Origin of the sequence: Aureimonas mangrovi (assembly GCF_014058705.1) — a bacterium.
In the GTDB taxonomy this organism is placed as follows: domain Bacteria; phylum Pseudomonadota; class Alphaproteobacteria; order Rhizobiales; family Rhizobiaceae; genus Aureimonas; species Aureimonas mangrovi.
In genome coordinates this window covers 3,116,344-3,142,500 of the sequence record NZ_CP059692.1, presented here as the reverse complement: position 1 = coordinate 3,142,500, position 26,157 = coordinate 3,116,344, and the positions used below count along the sequence as shown (strand labels likewise).

Genomic DNA, 26,157 nt, shown 5'->3' with positions numbered 1-26,157 from the left:
CGCAGACAAGCTGCGGACGGTCGGACCGCCATGGGCGGCGCTGACAAAATTGGTCCGTCAGGTTGGGCGACCCCGGTGCAGCTATGGGCAGCTATGGCAACCGAGGCCACAAAGGCGGGCTCAGCCCCGGCAGCCCCAGGCAGCCTCGTCGCCACGTTGTACCGGGCGCGGCGGACGGCGGGTCCATCAGAGCGGCGCGCAGCGTGATGCTTCCATCGAAAACGCACGGGGCAGCAGACGCAATCGAAAAAGCCCACGACCAAAGGCCGCAGGCTGCCAGCACGAAGCACGAACCGCGCCCGGCACGCCGCAAACGCATCACGGCACGCCCGCTCAGCTCCTCATAAAAGCCCGAGCAACGTAGCAACCGTCCGTATGCCGCGTAAAAGCCCATGAACTGCATGCCTGAACACGGTCGTTGGGACAGAGCGGCACGGCTGGGCGAGCATGGAAGCGGCCACCATCAACCCTGCCCGTAATAGCCCGCATACCCATTCAGAGCCGGCGCACCTCCCAGATGGACGTAAAGTACCCGAGAGAAGGACGCCCCCCGCCCGAGGGTAGGAGGCGCCGAACGCAATCTTGCCGTAGGCCGCCGTCAGAAGAGGCCGAGCAGGGCAGGGACCGTCAGAATCGCGGCGTAGAAACCCATGAACTGGACGCCCGTGTTGAAACCGATGATCCGGTACAGGAGTCCGCCGACCAGGCCGACCGTCACGATCACAAGGACGCCGAGCATGCCGCCCTCCCAGCCGCCAATCACGAGGACGAGACCGACGAACGTTGCGATAATGGCTTCGTGACTGATCCGGCGCGCCACGAAGGCCGCGGCATTGCGCGCGTAGTTCATCGCGAAGGGATAGGCGATAAGGCCTGCAAGCGCGACCGCCAGTAGGCCGTATCCGAGGAACTCCCAAGGGGTCATCAACGTGTGGAGGTTCTCGACCTGCCCGCTCGCCGTATCCACCGTGAAGCGCGGCGGAGCGTTGAAAAGCGGCGCGGCTGGTCCGGCCGCTACGGGGCTCAAAGGCAGGCCGAACGCGATGAGCGGAATCATCGCCTCGGCGATGTAGGTCGATTCCGTCACGCCGTTGCGAACGGACAGGACCGTGGTCAGGCGATGATAGGCGTGCTTGATCCGCGCGCCGACCGCTTCGCCCATGATGACTGTCATCGCGACGGGACTGAAAACGAAGGTCGCGCTGGTGACGGTCGCCGCTGCCGCTGTCCATCGCAACTGAGTTCCGTCGAGGACGCGGAAGGGGTTCGGCAGGTAGCCGGACCAGGACTTCACGTCGGGCGCGAGCGAGAAAATGCGCGGGCCGTCCACCTTGATGTTGGCCCGCTCGAGCGGTGACAGCGCCGAGAAGAGCGCCGCGATCAGGGGGCCGACCGCGATTCCCAGGAAGTAACTGATCGTCAGCGGCGTATCGTAGCCCGCTGTGAAGGCGCGCAAAGCCACGATCAGGAGCACGAAAGGCACCAGTGCGGCAACCGAAGCCCAGCGCCCGGCCGAGAAGTAGGCGATCAGCAACGCAGCGACGAGGAAGAGCCAGGGCGCGGAACTGGTGATTGCGCTTGCGAAAGGCGCCAGGATCAGCGCGAAGCCGACCGACAGCGGCACTGCGATGAACGCCGAGATCAAGCCGCCGGAAATCATCTTGCGCAGGGCGATGTGCGGGATGCCGAGGTTTCTGAGGGCCGTCGCCTGCGGCATCAGCGGAATGGCCAGGGTGTCACCGGGAATGCCGAGGAGCGCGGTCGGTACGGCGTGCGTGAGATGCTTGGAGACGGCGGCCGCCATCCAGAAGGTGAAGATGCCCACAGGCGGAACGCCGAGAAGGACGACGACGAGGGTCACGGGTGCGATCGTCGCGGTCTCGTCGGTGCCCGAGACAAGGCCGATCAGCGAGAAGATGACGGCGCCGAGGACACCCATGCCGACCGCGACCGCGATCTGATAATAGAGGTCGTCCATGTCACATCCCCCCTCGTGACGGTTCCTGCGCCTCGGCGCGCGAGCGCGCGGCGAAGAGTTCGTAGAGCCCGAGTTCCTTCAATTCCCGTTCGGCGGCAGGCGGCAGGTCCTCCAGGAGGCCGATCCCGCCGCGCTCGGCGGCGAGCTGGTCGATCACCGCTTCGTGCCAGGCGGTGTCCTCGATCTCCTCGCGGACGATGCGCTTGGGCTGGAAGAGCACCGCGCAGACGGCGCCGGAAAGAATACAGCCAGCGATGCCCACGAGCATGCCGTAGGCACGCGCCATCGCCGGGTCCTCGACGAAACCGCGGAAAAGGGCCACGGCGCCGAGATACGCTCCGAGGCTGATCGCTGCGCCGATCGGGATGGCGAGGCGCAATTCGCGCAGGTCGACGACGTCGCCCCAAACCTGAGCGAGATCGCGCTGCGGGGCGGCGATGCCTGCGGTGCCGGGTGGCCGGTCGAGCGCTTGCGGCGCCCTTCTGTCTTCGTTCATGATGCTCCTCCCTGTCTTTCGGCTCCGCACGGCGCACCTTCGCGCCGCGGTCATGCGCATCGCGGTCGAGGCCGTTAACCGCGATGCCTCGCTTCGAGAGAAATGGCCTGAAGGCCGATGAGGCGAGGGCGCGCCCTCGCTCGGTGGCTATCAGCCCCTGATCTGAGCCAGGATCTCGCGGGCGCGATCGGTGCGCACATCGTGGGCCGCAGCGAGCTCGCGGGCCACCTTGTCCACCTCCGGGCCGCTCGCTCCCGCGAGGATCGCGATGTTGCGGGCGTGAAGCGCCATGTGGCCGCGCTGGATGCCTTCCGTCGCCAGCGCGCGCAGGGCGGCCATGTTCTGCGCGAGGCCCACGGCTACGGTCACCTCGGCAAGCTCCTGCGCGGAACCGACGCCGAGCACCTTCAGCGCGGCCTGCGCGGCCGGATGGGTCTTCGTCGCGCCGCCGACAAGGCCGAGCGCCATTGGCATCTCGAGCGTTCCGACGAGATTGCCCTCGCCGTCCTCCTCCCAGGTCGAGAGCGAAGTGTAGCGTCCGCTTCGCGCGGCGTAGGCATGGGCGCCGGCTTCGATGGCGCGCCAGTCGTTGCCGGTGGCGACGACGACGGGGTCGATGCCGTTCATGATGCCTTTGTTGTGGGTGGCGGCTCGGTAAGGGTCGATCGCCGCCATCTCGTAGGCGTCGAGGATGCCGTCGATCATGCGCCGGCCCGAGAAGTCCTTGGTCGCGAGCGCCGCTTCGGGGATCCGCACGCTCGCCCGGGCGATGCGAAGATCCGCGAGGTTCGACAGGATGCGAAGGCGCACCTGCCCACCGGTCAGACGCTCTGCGACCGGCGCCACGGCCTCGGCCATGGTGTTGACCGTGTTCGCGCCCATCGCGTCGCGCACGTCGACGAGGAGATGCAGGACGATCATGGCCCCACGACGCGTCTGCGGGAAGACATGGATTTCGATGTCGCGGCAGCCGCCGCCTAGCCCAACGAGGACAGCGTCGCGGCTGTTGGCGGTTTCGATGATCTCCTCGCGCGCCTTGAGGAGAGCAAGGCGCGCACCATGCGGATCGCCGAGGCCGAGGATCTGGATCTGTGCGCGCATGACGGGCGCGGTGCTCGAGGTCGCGAAGCCGCCATTGCCACGCGCGATGCGGGCCATGTAGGACGCCGCGGCAACGACCGAAGGCTCCTCGACGGCCATTGGAACGACATAGTCGCGGCCGTTGACGGTGAAATTGGTGGCGATGCCGAGCGGCAGCTGAAAGCCGCCCACGACGTTCTCGATCATGCCGTTGGCACGCTCGATCGAAAGGCTTGTCGGGTCGGAGAGGGTGCGGGCGTCTTCGGGACCGAGGCTTGCTGCCTTTGCAACCGCTGCCAGCCGCTCCTCGGGCGTCATGTCCCGCATGCCCGTGATGCGCGAATCGACGCCGGCCTCGCGGCCGCTGATGTTGCTCATTCTGTCCTCCCTAGCATTTCCTCGGCTTGTCCTGACGCCGACATGTCGATAATCGTCCACATGGACGGAGGGACAATCAAGGGACAATTAGGCTATCGACCGCCGTATTGTCCCATTTTCGAGGGAGGGACGCTTTGGAGGAAAGGCCTCGGGGAAGGGTCACCCGCGTCGACGAGATCGTGGAGGCGGTGAAGGCCGATATCGCCGGCGGTGTCTACGCCCTGGGTGACCGGCTGGCGCCGGTGCGCGCCGCCGCCCTCAGCTACGGCGTCTCGAAGAACACGATGGCGGAAGCCTACGATCGTCTCGTCTCGGAGGGCTTCCTGCGGGCCGTCGGCGGCTCGGGCTATTACGCCGCGCGCAGCGGGCGCGACCTGTGGTCCGCGCCGCCTCCGCATTTCGTCGAGGCGACGGATGCCGTCTCGCTTCTGCGCGAGCAACTCGACCCGCATTTCGACGTCCGCCCCGGCGATGGACGACCGCCGCCATCCTGGATGGAGACGTCGGAGCTGCGTCGGCATTTCTCGGCCTTTCGCGGCGGCGGCGACGTTGATTTCGGCTATGGCAGCACGGAGGGTTTCGCGCCGCTGCGCGACCGCCTGCGCCAGATGCTGGCCGAGCGCATGATCGCGGTGGAGCCGGGCGGGCTTCTGCTCACGCACGGCGCCAACCACGCGCTGGATCTCGTCATCCGCCATTTCCTGGAGCCCGGCGACACCGTGTTCGTCGACGAACCGGGCTATTATCCGCTCTTCGCCAAGCTGACGCTCGCCAAGGTTCGGATGGTCGGCATCCGGCGCGGGGCGGACGGCCCCGACCTGGAAGACCTTTTCGCCAAGCTGCCGCGCCATCGACCGAAGCTCTTCTTCACCCAGTCGCAGGCCCAAAATCCGACCGGCACCTCGTTGACGCCGGCTGTCGCCTTTGCTCTCCTGCAAGCTTCGGAAAGCTGGGGCTTCCGGATCGTCGAAGACGACGCCTTCGGCGATATCGTGCCGCCCGGCATGCCCCGGCTGGCCGCGCTTGGACGGCTGGACCGGGTCGTCTATGTCGGCTCCTTCTCCAAGACGCTGTCGGCGAGCCTTCGCACCGGATATATCGCGGCCCATCCTTCGCTGCTCGCCTCGCTGCGCGACATCAAGATGGTGACGGGCGTCGCCACTTCCGATTTCGTGGAGCGTTTCGTGCTCGGGCTGATCGAGGGCGGCCACTATCTGCGGCATCTGCGCCGGCTGCGCACGAGGCTGGCGAAGGAATGGGCGGCGACGCTCGCGGGTCTCGATCAACTCGAACTCCCGGCGAGACAAACGGGCAGCGGGCCGAACGGCCTCGGCTACTATCTCTGGCTCGCGCTACCGCCGTCGACAGACGAGGCGGAGCTGTGCCGACGAGGCGCGGCGCGCGGCATCTTCATCGCGCCGGGCTCGGTCTTCTATCCGGACCGGGAGGAGAGCCATCCGCCGGCCATCCGCATCAATGTCGCCTACGGCGCGGACCCACGCTTCATCGCCTTTCTGAGCGAGGCTCTGGGCGTTTCAAAATCCTGACATCGAAGAGGGCAGAAATGGCATTTCCTTCCACTGTGCGCGTCGTCGAGGTCGGCCCGCGTGACGGGCTCCAGAACGAGAAAGGCGAGATCGCGACGCAGACGAAGGTCGCGCTCATCGAACGACTGGTCGAGGCGGGCTGCAGAACGATCGAGGCCGGCAGTTTCGTCTCGCCGAAATGGGTGCCGCAGATGGCTGACAGCGCTGCGGTTCTGCGGCTGGCACCGCAGGTCGGGGGCGTCGTCTATCCGGTGCTCGTGCCGAACATGAAGGGGCTCGAGGCTGCGATCGGAGCCGGCGCGCGCGAGGTCGCCGTCTTCGCCTCCGCGTCGGAAACCTTCTCGCAGCGCAACATCAACTGTTCGATTGCCGAAAGCCTGGAGCGTTTCGGGCCCGTGGTCGCTCATGCGCAAGGACACGGCATCAAGGTTCGCGGCTATGTCTCCTGCGTTCTCGGCTGCCCCTATGAGGGCGCGGTATCGTCCGATGCGGTGGCGGACGTGGCGGCCCGGTTGGCGGCGCTGGGCTGCTACGAGATTTCGCTCGGCGACACGATCGGGACGGGCACGCCGCGCGCGGCAGCCGCGATGGTCGAGCGTGTGACGCGGGGCGTGCCGCTGGAGATGCTTGCCGTCCACTTCCACGACACTTACGGGCAGGCGCTCGCCAACATCTTCGCCTGTCTGGAATTTGGCGTGTCGGTGGTCGATGCGGCTGTGGGTGGTCTCGGCGGCTGTCCCTACGCCAAGGGCGCGACGGGTAATGTCGCCACGGAAGACCTCGTCTACATGCTGGACGGGATGGGCATCGAGACGGGCATCGACCGCGAACGCATCGTCGAGGCCGCTCTGTTCATCGCAGATGCTCTCGGGAAGAAGCCGGCTTCGCATCTTGCGGCCCTTCCGCGATAGAGCGCGCAGGCAGACAGGATTTCGTTTGGAGGATCAGGCAAATTCTGCGCAGATTCAGGCATGGTGCATCGCGGCATCGGCCGGCAAGGTCGCGCTTAACGATCCATGACCTTCGAGGCTGTGAAACTTTGTCGACCGGTGGCCAGCGCGCCTCAGACCTCCTGTCCTTCCTGCGATCCTGGGCCTCGGCACCCCTGCGCGTCGGGGCGGTCGCGCCATCCGGCCGGGGGCTCGCCGGCCTGATCACGCGGGAGATCGAACCGACTTGCGCGCCTGTTCTCGAACTCGGCCCGGGAACGGGCGTCTTCACCCGCGCGCTTCTGGCGGCCGGGGTAAGGGAGGACGACCTGACTCTCGTCGAATACGATGAAGCCTTTGCCGGCATTCTCGCGGCACGCTATCCGAAGGCTCGTCTCGTGCGCATGGATGCGGCTGACTTGTCGCGAATGCAGCTTTTCCACGGCCGCCCCGTGGGCGCGGTAGTAAGCGGCCTTCCGCTCTTGTCGATGCCGCTGCCCAAGGTAATGCGGATCGTCTCCGGTCTCAGCGGTTGCCTGCGGGCCGACGGTGCGATCTACCAGTTCACCTATGGGCTGCGTTGCCCGGTCCCCGATCTCGTGCTCGACCGTTTCGGTCTCCGTGCCATGCGCATCGGCCGCGTCTGGTGGAACATGCCGCCGGCCGCGGTCTATCGGATCGAGCGCACGTCCGCGATGGACTTGATAGATGTTGGTGGCCGCCTGGCGCGAAAGGCGGCCTGAAACGGCGATGGCCCGTGATGCTGATAGGCCACGGTCGGTGCGGCCTTCTTCGATCGGCCCCAAACTGTAACAAATCGACATCTTACGGCCAACATGATTCCCACCTATCTGTGGCATCATCCGGACACATGAAATCCTGAGCTTGGAACCGTCGATGGCATCCGCTGCACGAACCTTTGGGCTGATCCTCGCGCTTGCGGCCGTTGTTGGCGTCGCTGGCGTTTCCTATCAGCACCTGAGCGCAGCCGATCACCAGGACGGCGCGCCGGGGGTGGTGACCGCTTCGCTCGTGACCGGCCCGATCGAACTCGCGGACATCGAGGTGACGACGGTTGCGCCGCAGACGATCACGAGTGACGTGCGTGTGTCGGGTGCTCTCTATCCGGTGCGCAAGACGACACTTACCGTGAAAGTCGCGGGCACGGTCGAGACGGTGAACGCAGATGTCGGCATGGCAGTCTCTGCGGGCGACGTACTGGTCGAACTCGACACCGCGACCCTGGATGCCACGCTGCTGGCCCGCCAGTCCAGCCTGGAAGCGACGCAGGCCCAACTTCAGTTGGCTCGCTCCGTCCTGGAGCGCAATCAGCGGCTCGGGCAGACCGGCATCGCCTCGCAGGCAACGCTGCTCGATGCCGAGGCACAGGTTCTGAACCTCGAGGCGCAGGTGAAGGCTTTGGAGGCCGAGGTCACGCAAGCGTGCATCCAGCTGGCTGACGCGGTGATCCGCGCGCCGTTCGACGGCGTTATTTCCATGCGTTCGGTTGAGCCTGGCCAGTCTCTCGCAGCCAACACCGAAGTGATGGGCCTTGTCGATCCCTTGCGCATGGAGGCGGATGTCGCAGTGCCGACGAGCCGGATCGGGGGTGTCGCCATCGGCCAGCCGGCCCGGCTGAGCGTCGACGGGTTCGACGGTGTCTTCGAGGGCGAGGTCGTGCGTATCAGTCCGATCGCCGTGGATGGATCGCGCGCCGTGCGCGTGTTCTTGAGCGTTCCGAACGAGGACGGACGCCTACGAGGCGGCATGTTCGCGACCGGCACGCTGCGCACCGGCGAGTTTGCGGACGTCGTCGCCCTGCCACCTTCGGCGATCCGCGAGGATGATCAGGGTCAGTACGTGCTAGCGGCGGAGGACGGGCGGCTGGTACGCCGCGCCGTTTCCGTCGGCCAGGCCTGGCCCGACCGCAATCTCGTCGAGGTGGCGGATGGGGTCGAGGCCGGCGACGTGGTCGTAACGGCGCCGCTGCCGGACCTGCAGCCCGATGTGGACGTGCGCATCGCGGGCCTGTGAACCCGTGCACAAGCCCGCCTGAAAGAACCGATCGATGTTCCTGACACGCATCAGCGTCGACCATCCCGTCTTCGCCACCATGATGATGGCGGCGATCATGGTCGTCGGCCTGTTCGGCTTCTCCCGCATGGCCGTGGACGAGTTTCCGAACATCGACCTTCCGGTGGTCGTCGTCGCCACGACATACACGGGCGCCGCGCCAGAAACGGTCGAGAGCAACATCACGCGCCCCGTCGAGGAGGCGGTGAACACGATTGGCGGCGTCAGCACCGTCACCTCGGAAAGCTTCGAGGGACGCTCGCTCGTCATCGTGGAGTTCGACCTCGACGTCGATTCGCGTCTCGCCTCGCAGGAAGTTCGCGACCGCGTCTCCCAGCTCGAAGCGGGCTTTCCCGACGAGGTCGATACCCCCCAGATCACCCGCTTCAACCCCGACGATGCGCCGATCCTGTCGCTTGCCGTCTCCTCGCCGACGAAGACGCTCGCCGAGGTGACGACGATCGCGGACCAGATCATCACCAAGCGGCTCAACGTCGTGTCCGGCGTCGGCCAGACGACGATCGTCGGCGGATCGGAACGGCAGGTGCTCGTCCTGACCGATCCGGACCGGATGGAGGCCTTCGGTGTCACGACGCTGCAGGTGATGAACGCGATCCGCGAGCAGAACCAGGATCGTGCCGCGGGCAATATCACGTCGGGCATCGACCAGCGCATCGTCACGGTCGAAGGGCGGCTCGCCGACATCGCCGATTTCGATCAGATCATCGTCTCGCGCGATGGCCCGTATCCGGTGCATCTGCACGACGTGGCGCGGATCGTCGACGGTTCGGCCGAACTGACGAGCCGGGCGACGCGCAACGGCGTGCCGGCCCTCGGCGTCGACGTCGTCAAGGTGCAGGGCGCCAACACCGTGGGCGTCGCGCAGGCCCTGCGCGCGGAGATCGAGGTGCTGGCGCGCGAACTCGCGCCCGACGACATCGTGCTCGACATCTCGCGGGACAATTCCACCGCCATCGCCGCCTCGGTCGAGAACGTCCAGGCGATGATGATCGAGGGCGCGTTCCTGACGGTCGCGATCGTCTTCCTATTCCTGAATTCATGGCGGTCCACCGTCATCACCGGCCTGACCCTGCCGATCTCTGTCATCGGCACCTTCGCGGTGATCTACTTCCTCGGCTTCACGCTCAACACGATGACGCTGCTGGCGCTCTCGCTGGCGATCGGCATCCTCATCGACGATGCCATCGTGGTGCGCGAGAACATCACGCGGCACCTCCACATGGGCAAGGGCCACCGGCAGGCGGCGCTCGAGGGCACCAACGAGATCGGCCTCGCGGTTCTCGCATCGACGCTCACGATCGTCGCCGTCTTCCTGCCGGTCGCCTTCATGGGCGGCATCATCGGCCGCTTCTTCCTGCAGTTCGGCGTCACCGTTTCGGTGGCCGTGATGATCTCGCTCTTCGTCGCCTTCACGCTCGATCCGATGATGTCGAGCGTCTGGTACGATCCGGCCTCCCAGCCGAACGCCAAGCGCGGGCCGATCGGGCGCCTCGTCGCGCGCTTCGATCGCGCTTTCGAGCGGCTGGCGGGGCGTTACCGCGGGGTCATCCGCTGGAGCCTGCGCCACCGCATCATCACCGTCGGCGCGGCGCTGCTCGTTTTTGTCGGCTCGCTGATGCTGGTGCCACGCATCGGCGGCGAGTTCCTGCCGCAGGGCAACCAGGGCGAATTCTCGATCGCCATTGAGGCGCCCGAGGGATCGTCGCTCGACTACACTGCGGCCAAGGTTCGCCAGGTCGAGGCGGCGCTGTCGGAGTTCCCCGACGTCGTCTCCACCTATTCGGCGATCAACGCCTCGGGTGCGCGCGGCTTCAACGCGGCCAACATCCAGGTCACGATGAAGCCGATCGACGAGCGCACGATGTCGGCCGTGCAGCTCTCCGAGCCTCTCCGCGAGCGTCTCTCGCGCATCGCGGGGCTCGACATCTCGATCAACCAGAACGCGGCGGCCGGTCCCGGCGGCAAGCCGTTGCAGATCTCCGTGCTCGGCGACAACGAGACCGTGCTGCGTGAGGTCTCGGCGGAGATCACCGGTGCGCTTCGCGCGATTCCCGGAGCGGTCGAGGTGGAATCCTCGATCGAGGACGAGCGCCCGACGCTCGCGGTGCGCCTGCGCTCCGAGGCGGCGAGCGATCTCGGCGTCTCGATCCAGGAGATTGCGGAGACGCTTCGTCCGCTGATTGCAGGCGACGCCATCTCGGTCTGGAATGCGCCGGACGGCGAATCATACGATGTCCTAGTGCGGCTGCCCGAGGACATGCGCCAGCGCGCCGACCAGTTGCGCAACCTCACGCTGGCGACCTCCCGTCAGGACGACAACGGCCGTCCGGTCGTCGTGCGCTTGGAGCAGGTGGCCGAGATCACCGACTCGGTCGCCCCGACCACGATCAACCGTCGCGATCTTTCGCGCGAGGTGCGCATCGACGCCAACGTCTCGGGCCGCGCGCTGGGCGAGGTCTCGGGCGATCTGACGGCGGCGCTCGCCAATATCGAGACGCCGCCCGGCGTGCGCGTCATCTTCGGCGGCGAGACGGAGGACATGCAGGAAAGTCTCGGCTACGCGGTGCAGGCGCTCGCGCTCGCGGTCGTCTTCATCTACCTCGTCCTCGCCTCGCAGTTCGGGTCCTTCCTCCAGCCGATCGCGATCATGGCAACGCTGCCCCTGTCGCTGATCGGCGTTCTTCTCGGCCTTCTCATCATGGGCTCGACGCTGAACATCTTCTCGATCATCGGCTTCATCATGCTGATGGGCCTCGTGACCAAGAACGCGATCCTGCTCGTCGACTATTCCAACCAGGCCCGGGCGCGCGGCATGTCGCTGCACGACAGCCTCGTGGAGGCCGGCGCGGTGCGCCTGCGCCCGATCGTCATGACCACGCTCGCCATGGTTTTCGGCATGCTGCCGATCGCCATCGGCGCGGGCGAGGGCGGTGAGCAGCGTGCGCCGATGGCGCATGCGGTGATCGGCGGGCTGATCTCTTCCACCCTGCTGACGCTGATCTTCGTGCCGGTGATCATCACGCTCCTCGAGGGCTTCAAGCGGCGTACACGCCGCTTCCTGCCCCAACCGCCGCCGGACCACGGGGAGGTTCACCAGCCGGCGGAGTGAACGCCTGCGCGGGACTGTTGCGGCATTTTGCAGCTCTGCCCTTGCGAAAGCCGCGGCCATGGTGTCGTTTCTGCGGGATGTCCCACAAGGAGTTTCCCATGAACCGACCCCTGTCCCGCCTCGCTCTTGCTCTCGCCGCGACGGCCGGCTTCGCGGGCATGGCGCAAGCGGCCGATCCCGAGAGCTGCGCGGCGGTCCGCATGTCGGATCCGGGCTGGTCGGACATCACCTCGACCAACGGCTTCGCCGGTGTCGTTCTCGATGGCCTCGGCTACTCGCAGAACGTCTCGACCCTGTCGGTGCCGATCACCTATCAGGCGATCGCCAATAACGAGATCGACGTCTTCCTCGGCAACTGGATGCCCGCGCATCAGGCCTTCCGCGAGGAGGCGCAGGCCAACAACTCGCTGGAGCAGCTGGCCGAGAACCTCGGCGGCGTGCGCTTCACCGTCGCCGTGCCGAGCTACGTGTCAGAAGCCGGCGTGACCGACGTTTCCGATCTCGCCGAACACGCGCAGGAGTTCAACTCGCGCCTCTACGGCATCGATGCCGGCTCTCCGGCCAACGAGAACCTGCAGGCGATGATCGATTCGGGCGATTTCGGCCTCGATGGCTGGGAGGTCGTGGCTTCGTCCGAGCAGGGCATGCTCGCGCAGGTCTCGCGGGCAGAGCGCCGCGAGCAGTGGATCGCGTTCCTCGCCTGGGAGCCGCATCCGATGAACGCCAATTTCGACATCACCTATCTCTCTGGCGCCGACGACTATTTCGGCCCTGACTTCGGCCGCGCCGACATCAACACGGTGGCGCGTGCCGGCTATGCCGAGGATTGCCCGAACGCCGGTAAGCTCTTCGAGCAGATGACCTTCACCGTGGAGATGGAAAACGCGCTGATGGACCGCCTCGCCGACGGCGAGACGGCGGAGGCAGCCGCCACGGCCTATCTCACCGAGAACCCGGACGTGCTCGAGCCCTGGCTCGACGGCGTGACGACGCTCTCCGGCAAGCCGGGCCTGGATGCCGTTCGCGCCCATCTCGGCCTCTAAGCCGAACTGACCTGTCCAAGCCGGAGGGCCGGTCGCGAAAGCGATCGGCCCTTCGCCCGTTCTCCTGCCGCCGAAAGATCCCGATGACCGCCCGTCCCAATATCCTCATCCTCATGGTGGATCAGCTCAATGGAACGCTCTTCCCGGACGGGCCGGCGGAGTTCCTGCATGCGCCGAACCTGCGTGCGCTCGCCGGGCGCTCGCTGCGCTTCTCGAATGCCTACACCGCGAGCCCGCTCTGCGCGCCGAGCCGCGCCTCCTTCATGGCCGGGCAACTGCCGTCGCGAACGCGCGTCTACGACAACGCCGCCGAGTTCGCCTCCGATATCCCGACCTTCGCGCATCATCTTCGCCGCGCCGGCTACCGCACCTGTCTTTCCGGCAAGATGCACTTCGTGGGGCCCGACCAGCTTCACGGTTTAGAGGAGCGCCTGACGACGGATGTCTATCCTGCCGATTTCGGCTGGACGCCGGACTGGCGCCACCCGACAGAGCGCATCGACTGGTGGTATCATAATCTTGGATCGGTGACGGGCGCGGGCACGGCGGAGATCACCAACCAGCTCGAATATGACGACGAGGTCGCCTTCCATGCCAAGGCGCGGCTCTACGATCTGGCGCGCCGGCAGGACGATCGGCCCTGGTGCCTGGCCGCCTCCTTCACCCATCCGCACGACCCCTACGTCGCCCGCAAGCGCTTCTGGGACCTCTACGAGGATTGCGAGGCGCTGGCTCCGGAGGTGGGGCGCATTCCCTACGAGGATCAGGACCCGCATTCGCGGCGCCTGATGGATGCCTGTGAGGACGCGAAATACGAAATCACCGACCAGATGATCGCCGATTCGCGCCGGGCCTATTTCGCCAACATCTCCTATGTCGACGAGCGCATCGGCGAGCTTCTGGAGGTGCTGGAGACGACGGGCATGGCCGAGAACACGGCCGTCCTGTTCGTGTCGGACCACGGCGACATGCTGGGCGAGCGTGGCCTGTGGTTCAAGATGAACTTCTTCGAGGGATCGTCGCGCGTGCCGCTGATGCTGGCCCTGCCGGGCGACGAGGGACGCAGCGTCGAGACGCCGGTCTCCACGCTCGATGTCATGCCGACGCTGTGCGAGCTCGTCGGCGTCGACCTGTCCGATCACGCCGAATGGCTGGACGGCATCTCTCTTCTCGATGTGCCGGAGAACGGGCGCGAAGCCGTCGCGATGGAGTATGTGGCCGAAGGCTCGATCGCGCCGATGGTCGCGCTGCGCGAGGGGCGCTGGAAGTTCACCCATTGTCCGGCCGACGCCGAACAGCTCTTCGACCTCGAAGCCGATCCGCTGGAACTCCACAACCTCGCCGGCGATCCGGCCCATGCAGAGACGGCGGCGCGATTCCGTCAGATGGTCGCCGCGCAGTGGGACCTGACCCGATTCGAGCGGGCGGTGCGCGAAAGCCAGGCGCGCCGGCATGTCACCTACGAGGCGCTGCGCAACGGCGCGTATTATCCGTGGGACTATCAGCCGCTTCAGAAGGCTTCCGAGCGCTACATGCGCAATCACATGGACCTCAACGTCCTTGAGCACGACCAGCGCTTCCCGCGTGACTGATGCCCATTCTTTGAGCTTGCCGGTGTGGGCGGCATGACGTATGTTTAATGAACACTGCCGCTGCGGGAGAGACCGGCCGAAAGGCCGGCGCCGAAGGAGCAACCGCCCCGGAATCTCTCAGGCAAAAGGACCGCGCGGCAGCGGCAAATCCGGAGAGTGGCGCCCTGATCGAAGGGGCGCCCGCCGAAGGAGAAAGCGGGAGGAGGATGGTTCTCGTCCCGTGAAGCTCTCAGGCTCATGACGGAGAGGGGCACGACGAGAATCCGGCGGAAACGCGGGTTCGAAAAGGATCGTGCATGACCTCCATCGCCGTCATCGGCGCCGGCATCACCGGCGTCACCACCGCTTACAAACTCATGCGCCAGGGCCTCGAAGTCACGGTCTACGACCGCGAGGCGTTCGCCGGCATGGGAACCTCCTTCGCCAATGGAGGCCAGCTCTCGGCCTCCAACGCCGAGGTCTGGAACAACCCGGCCACCTTCATCAAGGGCATCAAGTGGATGCTGAAGAAGGACGCGCCGCTGCTCGTCCATCCCGCGCCCACCTGGCACAAGCTCTCGTGGATGTTCGAGTTCGTGATGGCCGCGCGCTCGTACGAGGCCAACACCATCGCGACCGCGAAGATGGCCATCGAGGCGCGCCGCCATCTGATCGACATGGCCGAGGAGGAGGGCATCGCCTTCGACCTCGAAAAGCGCGGCATCCTGCATGTCTACGAATCCAAGGCCGAGTTCGAGCATGCGACGCGCGTCAACGAGATGTACCGAAAGGGCGGGCTCGAACGCCGCGCGCTGACCAACGAGGAAATCCACGCCATCGAGCCGACGCTCGCCGGCACCTTCCACGGCGGCTTCTTCACCGAGAGCGATTTTACCGGCGACATCCACAAATACACGCGCGGCCTGTCGGATGCCTGCGCCAAGCGCGGCGTCGTCTTCAACTACGATGCCGACGTCTCGCAGCTCTCGCATGACGAGGACGGCGTGCGCGTGACCTGGGCGAAGACCGGCGAGAGCCCGCGCGTGGACCGTTTCGACGCCATCGTCGTCTGTGCGGGCGTCGCCTCGCGTCGCTTCGCCGCTCAGCTCGGCGACCGCGTGAACGTCTATCCCGTGAAGGGCTATTCGGTGACGGTGAACCTCGAGGACGAGGCCAGCCAGAACGGCGCGCCGTGGGTCAGCCTCCTCGACGACAAGGCCAAGATCGTCACCAGCCGCCTTGGCAAGACGCGCATGCGCATTGCCGGCACGGCCGAGTTCGCCGGCGAGAACCGCGACATCCGCATGGATCGCATCAAGCCGCTCGTCACCTGGTGCCGCCAGCGCTTCCCCGGCATCGGCACGGCGTCCGTCGTGCCCTGGGCCGGCCTGCGCCCGATGATGCCGGACATGATGCCGCGCGTCGGGCGCGGCAAGCAGAGCCGCGTCTACTACAACACCGGCCACGGCCATCTCGGCTGGACGCTCTCCGCGCTCACTGCCGACATGATCGCAAACGAGGTCGCCGGGGATTATCCCGGCGCCAAGCCTGTCTCTCCGGCCGCCAGGACGGCGGCTGACGAGCCTGCGGTGAAGAGCCCGGACCCGCTTCGCGACGCGGCCTGAGCGCCCGACGCGCATCCTGAACTTCTCCCCGGTCACGCCGGGCGCCGCGATACTGGCGCCCGAGCAACCAAGCCGGGGAGAAGCCAGCCATGAAGATTGCCGACGACGTCCTGCAAGCCGCGCGCAGCACCGGTGAGGCCGAAGGCGTCTCGCCCGCCGTGCTCATTGCCGTCGCGTGGGTGGAGACGAGAGCGCAGGCCTTCGCGCCGGTCGGCCGGCGTCGCGAGCCGCTGATCCGCTTCGAAGGTCACTATTTCGATCGCCTCCTCGCGCCCGGGCCGAGAACCGTCGCGCGCACGGCCGGACTCGCGCATCCATCCGCCGGGCGGGTGCGCAATCCGTCCGGACAGGCCGCGCGCTGGGCGATGATCGAAAGGGCCGCCGCCATCGATCGCCGGGCGGCCTGGCAATCGACCTCCTGGGGGCTCGGTCAGGTGATGGGCGAGCATTGGCGGCGGCTCGGTTATGCGAGCGTCGAAGCGCTTGCCAAAGAGGCACGAGGATCGATCGAAGGGCAGTTTCGCCTGATGGCGCGGTTTCTCCGCGTTGGCGCGCTCTCGCGGCTCCTGCCGGCCGGAGACGTCAAGGGTTTCGCACGGCGCTACAACGGACCCGCCTATGCCCGCAACGGCTACGACACGAAGATCGCAGGGGCTTTTGCAGAGGCTCAGCGCCTCCTGGGCGATATCCCTGATCTCGCCCTGGGCGCCCGTGGTGCGGCCGTGACGAGCCTCCAGCGCGCGCTCGCCGCCGCCGGCCATCCGCTCGCCGTCGACGGCATCTTCGGCCCGAAGACGCAGGCCGCCTTGCGGAAGTTTCAGGTGCAGGCGGGGCTTGCGGCGAGCGGTGTCCTCGACGGGCCGACGCGCGTGCGCATGGCCGCGGCCGCCTGACGGGCACGGCCTCAATTGCGGCGAACGGGTGGCAGGGCGGCGGATCGCGCCTATCTCGATGGGCATGCCGATACCACAACCGATCGACCCGACCGCCGACGCCCTTTTCCTCGACTTCGACGGAACGCTCGTGCGCTTCGTCGATGACCCGCAGGCCGTTGCGATCGATCGCCACGCGCTCGACACGCTCCTGATGCTGAAGGAGCAGCTGTCGGGCGCGCTGGCCATTGTCAGCGGCCGGCGGATCGCCGATCTCGACCGTTTCCTGACGCCGCTGTCCTTCGCGGCAGCCGGCGTGCACGGCCTCGAGACTCGTTCCGCGCCCGGCGCGCCGGTCGAGAGTTCGGCCGGGCCGCGGACGCTCGACGGCGTGCGCGCCTCGCTCGAAAAGGCGGTCGCCGCCCAGCCCGCACTCAAGCTGGAAGACAAGGGCACCGCGCTCGTCCTGCATTACCGTGAGCGCCCCGATCTGGAGGCGGAGGCGCGGGCCATCATGGCGGCCGCCGTTGCCGGACGCGGTGATCTGTCCGTGATGCACGGCAACCGCATCGTCGAGGTGCACCCGGCCGGCATGGACAAGGGCAACGCCGTGCGCAGGCTGATGGAAGCAGCGCCCTTTGCGGGCCGGCGTCCCGTCTATGTGGGTGATGACACGACCGACGAATTCGCCATGCGCGTCGTGGCCGAAATGGGCGGCCTCGCCGTCAAGGTCGGGGACGGGGAGACGGCGGCCAACGCGCGGCTCGACGACGTCGGGGCGGTGCATCGCTGGCTTGCCGGGGCGCTTCCCCTCTCGTCTCCTGCGTCGGTGGCCGACAATTCGATGAAGAGCGCATCGCATGACTGAGTCCATGAACCGTCTCGTTTTTGTCTCGAACCGCGTCGGGCCGCTCGGAGACGAGGGCAAGGCTGGCGGCCTCGCTGTTGGCCTTGCCGATGCGCTGCGCAGGCGTGGCGGTCTCTGGTTCGGCTGGAGCGGAGAAACGAGCGAAGAGGGCCTCGGTGGCGAGCTTCGTTCGGAGACGCACGACAAGACCGAACTTGTCACGGTGGATATGACGGAGGAGGAGGCGCAGGGCTTCTACCTCCACTACGCCAACCGCACGCTCTGGCCGCTTCTGCACTACCGGCTGGACATCGCCGAGTTTGATCGGGACTCCGACCGCACCTATCGCGCGGTCAATCACCGCTTCGCGCAGCGTCTGCGCCCGCTCCTGAAGGACGACGACCTCGTCTGGGTCCACGACTACCACTTCTTCTATCTCGGCGCGGAGCTTCGCGAGCAGGGGTACACGGGCCGGATCGGCTTCTTCCTGCACATCCCCTTCTGCCCGCCGGAAATCCTCGGCGCGCTGCCGGCCTCGCTCGATCTCGTCTCCGCCATGCTCGCCTACGATGTCGTCGGCTTCCAGACCGAGACCGACCGACGCAACTTCGTGACCTACTGCGTGCAGGAGCTGGAGGCGGAAGAACTCGACGACGGCCTCGTGCGCGTCGGCGAGCGGCTGACCAAGACCGCGACCTTCCCGATCGGCATCGACGCCGAGGGCTTTGCCGAATTTGCCCGTTCGGCCGAAGCGCAGGAGCATCAGGCAATGGTGCAGGGCATGGCGAACGGGCGCGCGCAGATCGTCGGCGTCGACCGGATGGACTATTCCAAGGGCATCATTCAGCGCTTCCGCGGCTTCGAGCAGCTTCTGGAGGACTATCCCGAAACGCACGGCCAGGTGCGCTTCCTGCAGGTGGCGCCTGTCTCGCGCGGGCAGCTCGACGCCTACGCGGAACTGCGTGTCGAGCTTGAGCAGCTTGCCGGCAACATCAACGGGCGCTTCGCCACGCTGGACTGGGCGCCGATGCAGATCCTGACGCGCGGCTTCACCCGAAAGGCGCTGGCCGGCATCTACCGCGCATCCCGCGTCTGCATGGTCACGCCGCTGCGCGACGGCATGAACCTCGTCGCCAAAGAGTATGTGGCCGCGCAGGATCCGGAGGATCCCGGCGTCCTCATCCTGTCGCGCTTCGCCGGCGCGAAGGCCGAACTCGGCGCGGCGCTGATCGTCAACCCGTACTCATCCGACGACGTGTCGCGCGCGCTCCACTACGCGCTGACCATGCCGCTCGACGAGCGCCGCCGCCGGCACGCGCTGATGGCCGAGAAGGTCTTTCAGAACACGGCCGCGCGCTGGTGCGACGGGTTCCTCGAGACGCTCAAGGCCTTCGATGGCGGGCGACATGTCGACAACCCGGACGATGCCATTTTGCAGAAGCCCTGGCTGTGGGATAAGGCGCTGAGACTGTTGGGCGCCGTGCGCCCTGGATAGGGACCGAAGATGGCGCAGAAAACGCAACCGCTGATCGACATTCTCTCCGGCCAGCCGGTGATTCCCGTGGTCGCCGTGTCCAGCGCAGGCGAGGGGGTGGAACTTGCCCGCGCGCTTGCTCGCGGCGGTCTGCCGGCGATCGAGATCACGCTGCGCACGCCGGCCGCGCTCGATGCGATTCGCGCGGTCAGCGCCGAGGTGCCCGAGGCCATCTGCGGCGCGGGCACGATCCTCACGCCGGCCCAGTTCGCCGAGGTCGAGGCGGCCGGTGCGCGCTTCGTCGTTTCGCCGGGCGCGACGCCAGCGCTTCTAGATGCGGCGGACGCCTCGCCGGTGCCGCTGCTGCCGGGCGCGGCGAGCCCTAGCGAGCTGATGGCGATGATCGCGCGCGGTTACGAGCTGTTGAAGTTCTTCCCCGCCGAACAGCTCGGCGGCGTGCCCTATCTCAAGGCGCTGGCGCCGGTGTTCCAGAACATCCGCTTCTGCCCGACGGGCGGCGTCTCGCCGAAGAACGTCGCGGACTATCTTGCCCTGCCGAACGTCGTGTGCGTCGGCGGATCGTGGGTCGCGCCGAAAGAGGCGCTTGCGACAGGTGATTTCGCGGCCATCGAGGCGCTCGCGCGCGAAGCTTCCCAGATGCCGCGCGGGTGAGGCTCGCGCGGGCGCGCGAAGAGGGTGGGCGACGGTGGCGGCCGCTGGCCGGGCTCGTCACCACTTCGCTCTTCCTCTCCGCCTGCGCGGCCGGCGCGCTGAACGCCATCACCCCGCGCAGCGGCTACTCGCTGACCGGCGACATCGCCTATGGCGAGGGCGAGCGGCGGCGTTACGATCTCTACGTGCCGGACGGCGTCGCGTCCGATACTCCGGTGGTTGTCTTCTTTCACGGTGGAAGCTGGGATTCCGGATCCAAGGACATCTACCGCTTTGTCGGCCAGTCGCTGACTGCCTACGGCTTCATTGTCGCCGTTCCCGAGTACCGGCTCTATCCCGAAGTCGTCTTCCCCGGCTTCGTGGAAGACGGTGCGGCGGCTGTTGCCCGCATCGACGCCACCATGCGCGAGGGTGGAAACGGCGTGCCCGCCGGCGATCATCCGCTGGTGCTGATGGGGCATTCGGCGGGTGCCGAAATCGCCGGGCTTCTGGCCTTCGACGAACGCTATCTGCGCAGCACGGGCTACGATCCCGCTCGCCTTCGCGGCTTCGTCGGCCTTGCCGGTCCCTACGATTTCCTGCCGCTGACGGAGGAGCGCTACAAGCGCGTCTTTCCCGAGGCGACGCGCGACGAGAGCCAGCCGATCAACTTCGTCGACGGTACGGAGGCACCGGCCTTCCTCGTTCACGGCCTCGCCGACACGACGGTCGATCCGGAGAACACCCGCTCGATGGCGGGACGGATCGAGACTGCGGGCGGGCGCGTCGAGACGCGCTTCTACGAAGGGCTCGATCACATCGGGCCCATCACCTCCTTCGCAACGGCGCTGCGCCTCGGCCGGCCGGAAATCCGCGCCGAGGTGGCAAGCTTCATCAGGGAGACGTCACGATGAGCCTCGACTACGAACCTCGCCCCTTTCCGCCGGCCGAGCCGGTCACCGGGCGCGAGGTGACGCTGGAGCCGATCGTCGACGGCCGGCGCTTCGCGGAACTCTATGAAATGTCCGCCGATCGCGCCTTCGACCCCGCCTGGGACTATCTGGCGATCGGACCGTTCGACAGGCTCGAGTCCTTCGAGGCGGGGGCGGGCCCTGTCCTGCTCGCGCCCGACGCACGCTTCTTCGCCGTCGTGAACGCACAGACCGGCAAGGCGGAGGGATTTCTCTCGCTGATGCGCATCGACCGTGCCAATGGGGTCGTCGAAATCGGCAACATCCTTTTCGGGCCGGCGCTCCAGCGCACGCGCCGCGCGACGGAGGTCTTCTTCCGCGTCTTCGCTCACGTCTTCGACGATCTCGGCTATCGGCGCCTGGAATGGAAGTGCAACGACCGCAACGCGCCCTCCAAGCGCGCGGCCGAGAGGCTGGGCTTCACGTGGGAAGGGCTGTTCCGCCAGCATATGATCGTGAAGGGCGAGAACCGCGACACGGCCTGGTTCTCGTTGCTCGACCGCGAATGGCCGCACTGCCGGGTTGCCTTCGAGGCATGGTTGGCGGACGCGAACTTCGACGAACATGGACGCCAGCGCAGCGCGCTGGTGGAACTGCGGCCTTGAAACGAAAGCCGCGCCCGAAGGCGCCGTTTGTCCGTCGGATCTTCGCTGCGCTCAGGTGCGCGCGGGAACGATCGTCATGATCTCGTTCGACGGATAGACCGATTCATAGAGAACGCCATCGCCGGGCGCGAACTCGAGAACGGTTTCACCGGCACGGTCGGTCATGATGAGCGAGCCGCTCTCTGTCGTGCGCCAGAAGGCGACCTCGGCCAGATGCGGCGCGCTGGCGCAGTCGGGGCCGATGAGCGCGAGCTTGAGCGCCGTACTTGACGTGTCGGGCCGCATCATCTTGCAGGTGGCGCCCGAGCGCAGGTCGATCAGCCGAACCGCCGCCGTGGGGGCCGCGGTGGCGGCCGAAATCGTCCCGGTGATCTCCGGCGAGGGCTGCATCGCACTCACCAGAGTGTCGTTCGCCGCGACCGCAGTGCCCTGCATGTTGTAGGCAAGGACTGCTCCGGCGACCCCTATGGACAGGACCATGGCGGCGAAGTTCATGACGGTCTCCTTTCGGATAGACCGACAGTATCACCTTCTTAATCTTACCCGAAGGTTAACGGTCGCCGAAACGCTTCCTTAAAACTGTTCACATCATCGCGCGCAACGCTTCACCCGCGCCGTTTCAATCCGGTGCGGGTCACTTCCGCCACCGGCGTGACAACGTCCTGCCCCGAGAACCAGAGCTTGAGGTTCTCGACAAGCAGATCACCCATCGCCTTGCGGGTGTGACGCGAAGCGGAGGCGACGTGCGGGAGAAGGACGGCGTTGGGGGCGTCGAGGAGGCCCTGCGGCACCTTGGGTTCCTTCTCGAAAACGTCGAGGCCGGCCGCCTGGATCGTGCCGTCCTTGAGCGCGACGATCAGCGCCTCCTCGTCCACCGTTGTGCCGCGGCCGATGTTGATCAGGACACCCTTCGGCCCGAGCGCCTTGAGGACCTCCGCGTCCACCGCCTTGTCGGTCGAAGCGCCGCCGGGCGCGGCGATGACGAGGAGATCGACGGCCTCCGCCAGACTCTTCAGCGTGTCGTGATAGGCATAGGCGACGTCGTCGCGCTTCGTCCGGTTGTGGTAGGCGACCCTCACGCCGAACGCCTCTAGGCGCGTGGCGATGGCGAGGCCGATGCGGCCGAGGCCCATGATGCCGGCCGTGCGACCGCGCAGGGTCGTCTGCGTCAGCGGGAAGGGGCCATCGCTCTCCCAGCGGCCGGCGCGCAGATACTGCTCGGCCCGGCCGAGGTCGCGCAGCGTCATCAGTGTCAGGCCGAGGGCGGTATCGGCGACCTCCTCGGTCAGGACGTCCGGCGTGTTCGTCACCATAATGCCCTTCGAGGCAGCATGATTGGCATCGACGCCGTCGTAGCCGACGCCGAAATTGGCGACGATCTCAAGGTTCGGAAGCGCGTCCATCAGCTTGGCGGGAACGTTGTTGAAGCCGGCGACGCCGAGGATGGCCGGCCGCTCTTCTTCCGGCAGATCCGCAATGTTGCGGCTCGGCAGATGCCGCACGTCGAAGGTCGCCTTCAGCGTCTCGAACGTGTCGGGATTGATGCTGCCGGGAACGAGGATCTTGGTCGCCTTGAGATCGGTCACGCGGGATCTTTTCCTTTTCCTGTGCCGTGCGGGCCGAAGCGGCTCGACTGGCGGATCTTCAACTGAGGGGTGATGAGTTCGACGGACTCCACGGCCGGCGTGCCCGAGAGCCGTGCGGCGAGGGCTTCGGCGGCCTGGCGGCCGACCTCGCTCTGGCCGTTGGCGACCGTCGTCAGCGAAGGCATGGCGATGGCCGCCTCGTCGATGTCGTCATAGCCGGTGACGGCGACGTCGACGCCGGGCCTCAGCCCGTGGCGCGCAAGACCATACATGAAGCCGAGCGCCACGAGGTCGGAAAAGCAGGCGACGGCTGTCGGCCGATCGGGCAGGGCCGCGAAGCGTTCGGCCGCATCGAAGCCCGAATGGCGGTCGCGCGGGCCCTTCAGGCGCCATTCCTCGCGGAAGGGCAGGCCGGCGTTCTCCAGCGCCTCGCAATAGCCGCGCTCGCGCTCGCGCCCGGTGGACGTCAGATCCGTGCCGCCGACCATCGCGATGCGGGTGTGCCCGCCCTCGATCAGGTGCCCGACGGCCAGCCGCATTCCGTAGGAATCGTCGCCGTGGAAGGAGCGCACGCCCGAACCCTCGATCGTGCGCGCGATCAGCGTCACCGGCAGGTCGTTCTCTTCGGCGAGATGGATGTCGGAGGCCGGCGTGCCGATCGAGGGCGACATGATCAGACCGTCGGCGCCGAGTTGCAGCATCGTGTCCACGAAGGAGCGCTGCTTAGCGAGATCGTCGTAGTGGTTGCACAGGACGAAGGTCTGGCGGTGCCGGTCGAGCTCGTTCTCGACCGATTTGAGGATCTCGCCGAAGAAGGGGTTCATGATGTCGGCGACGCACACGCCGACGATCCCGGACTTGGAGGTGCGAAGGCTCGCGGCGCGCCGGTTGTAGATATAGCCGGAAGCGCGCGCCTCCTCCTTGATGCGCTCGCGCGTCACCTCGGCGACGAGCGGCGAGTCGCGCAGGGCCAGAGAGACGGTCGCGGTGGAAAGCCCGAGCGTTTCCGCAATCGTCGAAAGTTTGACCTTCTGGGCCACCGATCTCCCGTTCCCGCCGTGGTGAGCCCGCCCGGTGTAAGCGATGATGGCGCGCGGGCGCAACAATCGAACGCGGCAGCGGTGCGGCGACGGATGCAATCATGCGCGCCGATCGCTATATCGGACCGACCAGCGATGGAGCTTTCATCATGTCCGCCACGCAGACCGCCAATCCGGCCGCAGAGGCCCCGATCCCCGTGACCGTGCTCACCGGGTATCTGGGCGCCGGCAAAACGACCCTCCTCAACCGCATCCTGTCGGGCGATCACGGCAAGCGCTACGCCGTCATCGTCAACGAGTTCGGCGAGATCGGCATCGACAACGACCTCATCGTCGAGACCGACGAAGAGATCTACGAGATGAACAATGGCTGCGTGTGCTGCACGGTGCGCGGCGATCTCGTGCGCGTCGTGGAGGGCCTGACCAAGCGCAAGGGACGGTTCGACGCCATCATCGTCGAAACCACCGGCCTCGCCGATCCGGTGCCCGTCGCGCAGACCTTCTTCATGGACGACGACGTGCGGGCAAAGACGCAGCTCGATGCCGTGGTCGCGCTCGTCGATGCCAAGCACCTTCCGCTCCGCCTGAAGGATTCGCGCGAGGCCGAGGACCAGATCGCCTTCGCCGACGTCGTCCTGATCAACAAGACCGACCTCGTCACCCCGCAGGAACTGGCGAGCGTCGAGGCGACGGTGCGCGCGATCAATCCGCAGGCCGTCATTCACCGGACCGAGCGCTCCGAGATCGACCTGAAGCGCGTTCTCGGGCAGGGCGCCTTCGATCTCGCGCGGGTTCTGGACGAGGATCCGGAGTTCCTGAACGAGGCGCACGCGGCCCATGACGAGCATGTCTGCGGGCCGGATTGCGACCACGATCACCACCACCATCACGGCCACGATCACGATCATCACCACCACGATCATGACCACGACCATCACGGCGAGGCGGCGCCGATCCACGACGTGACGGTGACCTCGGTGTCGTTGTCGGGCGGGGAGATCGACAAGAATCGCTTCTTCCCGTGGATCCAGACGCTGACCCAGACCGAAGGGCCGAACATCCTGCGCCTGAAGGGCATTCTCGCCATCGAGGGCGATCCCGACCGTTACGTGCTTCAGGGCGTGCACATGATCGTCGAGGGCGACCACCAGCGCGCCTGGCGCGAGGACGAGGCTCGCGTGAGCCGGCTCGTCTTCATCGGGCGCGATCTCGATCGCAAGGCGCTCGAAGCGGGCTTCGAGGCCTGCATGGCGAAGGCGGGCGTGCCCGCCTGATGCCGCAGATCGCACCTTACGACTACACGGCCCATGTCGAGGCGGCGCTGTTCCTGAAGGAGCGGCCCGTCTTCGCGCTTGCGGACGGCACGATCCGCTTTCCGGCCGGCGGCGAGACGGTTCTGGAGACGCACGAAGGCGGCCTGCTCACGGCCCGGCTCGATCCGTTCTCCCCGCGCCTCCTTTCCGGCGGGGAGGACGGGCGCTGTGTGGCCACCGACGCCTCCGGCACGCAATCGACCCTTGCCGAGATCGGCCGCAAATGGGTGAGCGCGGTCGCTGGCGGGCCGAAGGGCGCCGCCGCCTTCGCCTCCGGCCGCACGGCCTATGTGGTGGACGGCAAGGGCGCGCCGCGCGAACTCGTCCATGCGCGCAGCGTCGAGGACATCGCCTTCGCGCCGAAGGGGCTGCGGCTTGCGAGCGCGCGCTACGATGGCGCCTCGCTGTTCTTTCCCCTCACCGATGCCGCGCCGCAGGAGCTGGAGTGGAAGGGCGCTCACACCGGCATCCTCTTCTCCCCCGACGGGCGCTTCCTCGTCACCGTCATGCAGGAGAACGCCCTGCACGGATGGCGGCTGGAGGACGGCAAGCACATGCGCATGACCGGCTATCCGGCCAAGGTGAAGAGCTGGTCGTGGTCGGCCAAGGGCAAGTTCCTCGCCACCTCCGGCGCGCCCGCCGCCATCCTGTGGCCCTTCACCGGGCGCGACGGTCCGATGGGCAAGGCGCCGCTGGAACTCGGCACGCGGGGCGACACGATGGTCACGGCCGTCGCCTGCCATCCGAGCGACGACGTCGTCGCCATCGGCTACCAGGACGGCATGATCCTCGCCGTTCGCTTCGCCGACCAGAAGGAAGCGCTCCTGCGCCGGGGCGGCAAGTCCCCCGTGAGCGCGATGGGCTGGGACAAGGACGGCCGCTTCCTCGCCTTCGGCACGGAAAGCGGGGAAGCCGGCGTCGTCGACATCGCGGGCTGAAACGCGCGCC

General features: G+C 66.9%; 22 protein-coding genes and 2 riboswitches. Of the genes, 16 read left to right on the top strand and 6 right to left on the bottom strand.

The window, feature by feature from the left end; translation table 11 throughout:
* Window positions 1-598 precede the first annotated feature (598 nt).
* The 3 genes from H1343_RS15160 to H1343_RS15150 form a co-directional block, all read right to left on the bottom strand.
* Window positions 599-1,978: a tripartite tricarboxylate transporter permease gene (locus tag H1343_RS15160; RefSeq protein ID WP_185983676.1), complete on the bottom strand. Its 1,380-nt coding sequence runs from the start codon at window positions 1,976-1,978 to the stop codon at window positions 599-601.
* Between the two features lies 1 nt (window position 1,979).
* Window positions 1,980-2,474, bottom strand: coding sequence for a hypothetical protein (locus H1343_RS15155; protein WP_210270046.1), 495 nt, complete (start codon window positions 2,472-2,474; stop codon window positions 1,980-1,982).
* Between the two features lie 150 nt (window positions 2,475-2,624).
* The gene (locus tag H1343_RS15150) at window positions 2,625-3,932 is read right to left on the bottom strand and encodes a hydroxymethylglutaryl-CoA reductase, degradative (RefSeq protein WP_185983675.1); all 1,308 of its coding nucleotides are present in this window, start codon (window positions 3,930-3,932) and stop codon (window positions 2,625-2,627) included.
* 134 nt (window positions 3,933-4,066) lie between these two features.
* Here H1343_RS15150 and H1343_RS15145 point away from each other — a divergent pair, with 134 nt between their 5' ends.
* The 14 genes from H1343_RS15145 (at window position 4,067) to H1343_RS15080 (ending at window position 21,270) form a co-directional block, all read left to right on the top strand.
* Entirely contained in the window at window positions 4,067-5,479 is a 1,413-nt protein-coding gene (locus H1343_RS15145; RefSeq protein ID WP_185983674.1) for an aminotransferase-like domain-containing protein, read from the top strand.
* 17 nt (window positions 5,480-5,496) lie between these two features.
* Window positions 5,497-6,390 carry a hydroxymethylglutaryl-CoA lyase gene (locus tag H1343_RS15140; protein WP_185983673.1) on the top strand — a complete coding sequence of 298 codons (894 nt, stop codon included), beginning with the start codon at window positions 5,497-5,499 and terminating at the stop codon, window positions 6,388-6,390.
* Between the two features lie 128 nt (window positions 6,391-6,518).
* A complete protein-coding gene (locus tag H1343_RS15135; RefSeq protein WP_185983672.1) occupies window positions 6,519-7,151 on the top strand; it encodes a class I SAM-dependent methyltransferase in 633 nt (210 codons plus the stop codon).
* Window positions 7,152-7,305: 154 nt separating this feature from the next.
* Window positions 7,306-8,442 carry an efflux RND transporter periplasmic adaptor subunit gene (locus H1343_RS15130; RefSeq protein WP_185983671.1) on the top strand — a complete coding sequence of 379 codons (1,137 nt, stop codon included), beginning with the start codon at window positions 7,306-7,308 and terminating at the stop codon, window positions 8,440-8,442.
* A gap of 34 nt (window positions 8,443-8,476) precedes the next feature.
* Window positions 8,477-11,611, top strand: a complete 3,135-nt coding sequence (locus H1343_RS15125) for an efflux RND transporter permease subunit (RefSeq protein ID WP_185983670.1) — start codon at window positions 8,477-8,479, stop codon at window positions 11,609-11,611.
* Window positions 11,612-11,709: 98 nt separating this feature from the next.
* Window positions 11,710-12,654, top strand: a complete 945-nt coding sequence (choX, locus tag H1343_RS15120) for a choline ABC transporter substrate-binding protein (protein ID WP_185983669.1) — start codon at window positions 11,710-11,712, stop codon at window positions 12,652-12,654.
* An 83-nt stretch (window positions 12,655-12,737) separates the two neighbouring features.
* Window positions 12,738-14,246: a choline-sulfatase gene (gene betC / locus H1343_RS15115; protein WP_185983668.1), complete on the top strand. Its 1,509-nt coding sequence runs from the start codon at window positions 12,738-12,740 to the stop codon at window positions 14,244-14,246.
* A gap of 53 nt (window positions 14,247-14,299) precedes the next feature.
* A riboswitch (glycine riboswitch) is annotated at window positions 14,300-14,389 on the top strand.
* A riboswitch (glycine riboswitch) is annotated at window positions 14,390-14,500 on the top strand.
* Between the two features lie 42 nt (window positions 14,501-14,542).
* Window positions 14,543-15,850 (top strand): D-amino acid dehydrogenase, encoded by a 1,308-nt coding sequence (locus tag H1343_RS15110; RefSeq protein WP_185983667.1) that lies wholly within the window; start codon window positions 14,543-14,545, stop codon window positions 15,848-15,850.
* An 89-nt stretch (window positions 15,851-15,939) separates the two neighbouring features.
* A complete protein-coding gene (locus H1343_RS15105; protein ID WP_185983666.1) occupies window positions 15,940-16,743 on the top strand; it encodes an N-acetylmuramidase domain-containing protein in 804 nt (267 codons plus the stop codon).
* Window positions 16,744-16,807: 64 nt separating this feature from the next.
* A complete protein-coding gene (gene otsB / locus H1343_RS15100) occupies window positions 16,808-17,590 on the top strand; it encodes a trehalose-phosphatase (RefSeq protein WP_246333128.1) in 783 nt (260 codons plus the stop codon).
* Entirely contained in the window at window positions 17,583-19,064 is a 1,482-nt protein-coding gene (locus tag H1343_RS15095; RefSeq protein ID WP_185983664.1) for an alpha,alpha-trehalose-phosphate synthase (UDP-forming), read from the top strand. Before otsB ends, H1343_RS15095 begins: the two co-directional genes overlap by 8 nt.
* 9 nt (window positions 19,065-19,073) lie before the next feature.
* Window positions 19,074-19,715 carry a bifunctional 4-hydroxy-2-oxoglutarate aldolase/2-dehydro-3-deoxy-phosphogluconate aldolase gene (locus H1343_RS15090; RefSeq protein ID WP_185983663.1) on the top strand — a complete coding sequence of 214 codons (642 nt, stop codon included), beginning with the start codon at window positions 19,074-19,076 and terminating at the stop codon, window positions 19,713-19,715.
* Entirely contained in the window at window positions 19,712-20,608 is an 897-nt protein-coding gene (locus tag H1343_RS15085; RefSeq protein ID WP_185983662.1) for an alpha/beta hydrolase, read from the top strand. Before H1343_RS15090 ends, H1343_RS15085 begins: the two co-directional genes overlap by 4 nt.
* The gene (locus tag H1343_RS15080) at window positions 20,605-21,270 is read left to right on the top strand and encodes a GNAT family N-acetyltransferase (protein WP_185983661.1); all 666 of its coding nucleotides are present in this window, start codon (window positions 20,605-20,607) and stop codon (window positions 21,268-21,270) included. Before H1343_RS15085 ends, H1343_RS15080 begins: the two co-directional genes overlap by 4 nt.
* 51 nt (window positions 21,271-21,321) lie before the next feature.
* Here H1343_RS15080 and H1343_RS15075 read toward each other — a convergent pair whose 3' ends face one another.
* From H1343_RS15075 to H1343_RS15065, 3 genes are all read right to left on the bottom strand, one after another.
* The gene (locus H1343_RS15075; protein WP_185983660.1) at window positions 21,322-21,765 is read right to left on the bottom strand and encodes a hypothetical protein; all 444 of its coding nucleotides are present in this window, start codon (window positions 21,763-21,765) and stop codon (window positions 21,322-21,324) included.
* A gap of 110 nt (window positions 21,766-21,875) precedes the next feature.
* Window positions 21,876-22,856, bottom strand: a complete 981-nt coding sequence (locus H1343_RS15070; RefSeq protein WP_185983659.1) for a 2-hydroxyacid dehydrogenase — start codon at window positions 22,854-22,856, stop codon at window positions 21,876-21,878.
* Complete coding sequence (locus tag H1343_RS15065; protein ID WP_185983658.1) at window positions 22,853-23,896, bottom strand: LacI family DNA-binding transcriptional regulator; 1,044 nt, start codon at window positions 23,894-23,896, stop codon at window positions 22,853-22,855. Before H1343_RS15065 ends, H1343_RS15070 begins: the two co-directional genes overlap by 4 nt.
* A gap of 149 nt (window positions 23,897-24,045) precedes the next feature.
* Here H1343_RS15065 and H1343_RS15060 point away from each other — a divergent pair, with 149 nt between their 5' ends.
* Window positions 24,046-25,170, top strand: a complete 1,125-nt coding sequence (locus H1343_RS15060) for a CobW family GTP-binding protein (protein WP_185983657.1) — start codon at window positions 24,046-24,048, stop codon at window positions 25,168-25,170.
* Window positions 25,170-26,147: a WD40 repeat domain-containing protein gene (locus tag H1343_RS15055; RefSeq protein ID WP_185983656.1), complete on the top strand. Its 978-nt coding sequence runs from the start codon at window positions 25,170-25,172 to the stop codon at window positions 26,145-26,147. The genes H1343_RS15060 and H1343_RS15055 overlap by 1 nt, the downstream gene beginning before the upstream one ends.
* Window positions 26,148-26,157 lie beyond the last annotated feature (10 nt).

Bases quoted from the DNA above. Each gene is read 5' to 3' on its own strand.
- H1343_RS15075 (WP_185983660.1), bottom strand. From the start codon at position 21,765: ATGAACTTCGCCGCCATGGTCCTGTCCATAGGGGTCGCCGGAGCAGTC.
- H1343_RS15105 (WP_185983666.1), top strand. From the start codon at position 15,940: ATGAAGATTGCCGACGACGTCCTGCAAGCCGCGCGCAGCACCGGTGAG.
- H1343_RS15130 (WP_185983671.1), top strand. From the start codon at position 7,306: ATGGCATCCGCTGCACGAACCTTTGGGCTGATCCTCGCGCTTGCGGCC.
- H1343_RS15125 (WP_185983670.1), top strand. From the start codon at position 8,477: ATGTTCCTGACACGCATCAGCGTCGACCATCCCGTCTTCGCCACCATG.
- H1343_RS15090 (WP_185983663.1), top strand. From the start codon at position 19,074: ATGGCGCAGAAAACGCAACCGCTGATCGACATTCTCTCCGGCCAGCCG.
- otsB (WP_246333128.1), top strand. From the start codon at position 16,808: ATGCCGATACCACAACCGATCGACCCGACCGCCGACGCCCTTTTCCTC.
- choX (WP_185983669.1), top strand. From the start codon at position 11,710: ATGAACCGACCCCTGTCCCGCCTCGCTCTTGCTCTCGCCGCGACGGCC.
- H1343_RS15150 (WP_185983675.1), bottom strand. From the start codon at position 3,932: ATGAGCAACATCAGCGGCCGCGAGGCCGGCGTCGATTCGCGCATCACG.
- H1343_RS15060 (WP_185983657.1), top strand. From the start codon at position 24,046: ATGTCCGCCACGCAGACCGCCAATCCGGCCGCAGAGGCCCCGATCCCC.
- H1343_RS15110 (WP_185983667.1), top strand. From the start codon at position 14,543: ATGACCTCCATCGCCGTCATCGGCGCCGGCATCACCGGCGTCACCACC.
- H1343_RS15160 (WP_185983676.1), bottom strand. From the start codon at position 1,978: ATGGACGACCTCTATTATCAGATCGCGGTCGCGGTCGGCATGGGTGTC.
- H1343_RS15095 (WP_185983664.1), top strand. From the start codon at position 17,583: ATGACTGAGTCCATGAACCGTCTCGTTTTTGTCTCGAACCGCGTCGGG.
- H1343_RS15080 (WP_185983661.1), top strand. From the start codon at position 20,605: ATGAGCCTCGACTACGAACCTCGCCCCTTTCCGCCGGCCGAGCCGGTC.
- betC (WP_185983668.1), top strand. From the start codon at position 12,738: ATGACCGCCCGTCCCAATATCCTCATCCTCATGGTGGATCAGCTCAAT.
- H1343_RS15155 (WP_210270046.1), bottom strand. From the start codon at position 2,474: ATGAACGAAGACAGAAGGGCGCCGCAAGCGCTCGACCGGCCACCCGGC.
- H1343_RS15140 (WP_185983673.1), top strand. From the start codon at position 5,497: ATGGCATTTCCTTCCACTGTGCGCGTCGTCGAGGTCGGCCCGCGTGAC.
- H1343_RS15055 (WP_185983656.1), top strand. From the start codon at position 25,170: ATGCCGCAGATCGCACCTTACGACTACACGGCCCATGTCGAGGCGGCG.